The organism is Okeania sp. (genome assembly GCF_983059655.1).
Genome location: NZ_CEZPJD010000815.1, coordinates 1 through 3,519, shown reverse-complemented (window position 1 = coordinate 3,519; position 3,519 = coordinate 1). Strand labels below are relative to the sequence as shown.

At 34.4% G+C, this 3,519-nt stretch carries 3 protein-coding genes; 1 reads left to right on the top strand and 2 read right to left on the bottom strand.

From position 1 onward, the window contains the following. Positions 1–573: 573 nt before the first annotated feature. Entirely contained in the window at positions 574–1,425 is an 852-nt protein-coding gene (locus tag AC3DU7_RS28780) for a hypothetical protein (RefSeq protein ID WP_488042680.1), read from the bottom strand. Positions 1,426–2,038: 613 nt separating this feature from the next. Here AC3DU7_RS28780 and mnmA point away from each other — a divergent pair. After that, entirely contained in the window at positions 2,039–3,133 is a 1,095-nt protein-coding gene (gene mnmA, locus AC3DU7_RS28775) for a tRNA 2-thiouridine(34) synthase MnmA (protein WP_488042681.1), read from the top strand. A 134-nt stretch (positions 3,134–3,267) separates the two neighbouring features. On the opposite strand, the gene AC3DU7_RS28770 is transcribed toward mnmA, so the two are convergent. Next, the coding region (locus AC3DU7_RS28770) for a hypothetical protein (RefSeq protein ID WP_488042679.1) at positions 3,268–3,519 on the bottom strand (252 nt) is incomplete at its 5' end.

Here is a 3,519-nt window from a genome sequence, read left to right as displayed (position 1 = left end):
TTCGTTCTTCTATTTGTCGCATTTGGGCAGCAGTAACTACAAACTTTTCTTTAGTCTTGTTCATTTGTTTGAGTGAGTAGGGATTCAATAATGGATAATGGATAATGGATAATTGATAATTACCTCTCTCTAAAAGCTAAGTAGGTAGGCATAAATAAAGGTCAAAATAAAAAATATGAAAAATAACTTATGACCCAGTCTTTAAGAGGTTTTCACTGCGCGTGAATTTTTATTGCTATTGTACCGATAATTAAGCCCACCTACTTATTCCCGATCAGGAACTCCTGAAAACCTTGTGGGGAACAGGGAAAAAGAATCATAGTAGATAGAAAAAACTACTTAAATTATCAAATTTTAAATGCACCTTAGCAAATCAGAAGTTAGAAGTAATAGGGATTTTACTTTTATTAAGTACACAAAAAATAAGTGGTTTAAATGCACAAAAGCTTAGAAAAGAAGAAAAAGTTGAAGTACCCGAGTAAATTTAAAAATTAATGGTCGGAAATTAAATGTATTTCAATCAACTTTCCGACCGACTTTTAACTTAAGCATTCTGCAGGAAATGCTTACTTTTTAACGACCAAAATAAATAACTACATTAACAAAACCCGAATCTAATAAATAGCGTTGCCACTTTTCTGCTATTTCTTCCTTTTCAAAAGGTCCTACAGCTACATTTTCGGGAATTTCTGTTACCTGAATACCTTGGTCGGGAACTCCTAATAATCGCAATTTATATGTAATTAAAGCTAAATCTGTTGACTGACTAGGAATTAATAAATAATAATTTGGTTTACTATTACTTAGTCCATAAGCAATTGAACGTCTAACTGGAGGATATACACTAGATGCTAAAATTGCAGGCTCTACAGGTTTACCAAAAGCTTTATTTGAATCAAGTTTTTTTAGTTGGGCATTAATTCCTCTCTGTTCCAAATAATCTAATAAGTCTAAAGCGAAAAATAACTGAGAAAAACTTCCTACTTGAATTACAGTGCTGCCTGCAAAAGAGCGCAATACTGCTCTTGGTTCAATTCTTCGCCGAATAATTCCTAACAATAGCCCACTATCTGATTCAATATAGACAACATATCGTAAATTGGGAAATGGATTTACTTCGATGGGGTTAAATATTGGTTCTTGTTGTTGAATTGATGGTCTTACTGTTGATGGAGGTAATACTTCAAAATTTCTGGGAAAGCTGGAATTTTCTGCTATTAACGGTGTCTGTTTTTTTGTATTGTTATTGGAGCTAAAAGTTGTGACTTTGCTTGGCCTTTGATTAGTTGCTATAATTTGAGTTTTAATGACTTTTCCCTGGGCGATAGTTTGGTGATTTATAGCTAAAAATCCTCCTAATATAATTGATAAGAATGAGATTTTTGAAATTCTGTAGTCTAATATTAAAAAAATTTGGTTTAGCATAGTGAGTCGAGCCAATAAATTATGGTTTTTAGTAGACGATAAAACATCGTTTATTACATGAGCGAGACAAGGTAAAATTATATATAGCAATCCTAAATTATCTTTTTATTTTTGGTTTAATACCCCACTGTCTACAGGGTATTGATAATTGGTTTGAGTTGGAGTACACATCTATTTTTTCTTCCTTCTTCCTTCTTCAATCGTGAAAAATTTATGGCTTGCTGTTTGTAATTTCCTATTTACTGTTCCCTAAAAGTCTAATGCCAAATTCATAAGAAAGTGCATAGAATAATATTTTTATCGGAGTTGACTTGAAATTAAGGCAGACAAATTAATAAATTTCATCATTCTTTGCAGTCTCATATATAGCAGTCGAAGGAAAAGTTAGGATAGATCAAAATATTAAAACTAAGACAAAGCAATATTTTCCCTTCTTACCGAATAATTAAGGTGAAAATCCTCTCCTTTAAAGGAGAAAGGAGAAACAAGAAAAAACTTTCCCTTGATTCAATCCTCTTCCTTTTATGGACAGGTAATTATCAATTATCCATTATTGAACTCTTCCTTCTTCAAAAAATCTATAATTAAGATAAATACATATAGTTTTGATTTTATAAACTCAAATTCAATGAATAAAATTATAGTCGGTCTTTCCGGTGGAGTTGATAGTTCCACAACCGCAGCAATACTACATCATCAAGGATATCAAGTTGAGGGTTTAACTCTTTGGTTAATGAAAGGAAAAGGTCAATGTTGTTCCGAAGGAATGGTTGACGCTGCTCATATTTGTGAACAGTTAGGTATTCCCCATCATATTGTGGATAGTCGCGATTTATTTCAAGCAAATATTGTTGATTATTTAGTAACAGGATACAGTGCCGGAATTACTCCACTACCCTGTTCTCAATGCAATAAAGCTGTAAAATTTGGCCCGATGCTGGCTTATGCCCATGAAAAATTAGGTATTGACAAAATTGCCACGGGGCATTACGCACAAATTGATTATGATTCAGAAAGCGATCGCTATCAATTAAAACGTGCTATTGACCGTAATAAAGACCAGTCTTATTTTCTGTACGATCTAACACAAGACTTATTAGCTGGCTCCGTATTTCCTCTAGGGGAAGTTGTCAAAAGTGAAACCCGACGCATTGCAGCAGAATATGGTTTAAAAACTGCTGATAAACCGGAAAGCCAGGATTTATGTCTAGTGGAAGCTAGCGGTTCGATGCGGGCATTTTTGGATAAATATATTACACCCCATCAAGGTGAAATAGTTGACCAAGAAGGGCGGGTGTTAGGACTCCATGATGGTGTCCATCATTATACAATTGGTCAAAGAAAAGGTTTAGGAGTTTCGGCCTCTAATCCTTTATATGTAATCGGTTTAGACCCGGTGATGAATCGGGTAATAGTGGGCGATCGCGACAGTGCATCAAAAATGGAGTCCACTGTGAAGTTAGTTAATTGGGTTTCTATTGTCCCACCAACTATGCCTATACGAGGGGAGGTGCAAGTGAGATATCGTAGTTTACCTGTAGCAGCAAATATTATTCCTTTGGGTATTAATGAGGAGAAACCACAGGATGGTTTTCGAGTTAAGTTAATGTTTGAAGAGGCAGTTTTTGGCATAACTCCTGGGCAAGCTGCTGTTTGGTATGACGGAGATATTTTGTTAGGTGGAGGGATAATTGAAAAGTCAGAATAAATGTTAGTTTGTAGTCTAGGATTTTAGTTGATTATTGAAGCTGAAAATCCTGACTACTAAATTATCTATTAGCAGATTTCTTAAATTTTGCTTTGTGGGAATTTTTTTAAGGGTAAAACTAGAATAAGTATGGGTTACTCTGGAAATTTTTTGACGGTCGGAGGGGAAATTTCAGGAGTAGTCAATTTTCCATCATTGAGTTTCTCAGATTTTGCCGAACTGCCAATTTTTTCAGAAGAGAAAACAAGAGTAAGTATGGATGAGTCTGGAAATTTTTTGATGGTAGAAGGGTAAATTTCAGGAGTAGTCAATTTTCCATCATTGAGTTTCCCAGATTTTGCCGAACTGCCAATTTTTTCAGAAGAGAAAACAAGAGTAAGTATGGA

Coding starts and splice junctions, on each gene's coding strand:
- AC3DU7_RS28780 (WP_488042680.1), bottom strand. CDS start 1,425: ATGCTAAACCAAATTTTTTTAATATTAGACTACAGAATTTCAAAAATC.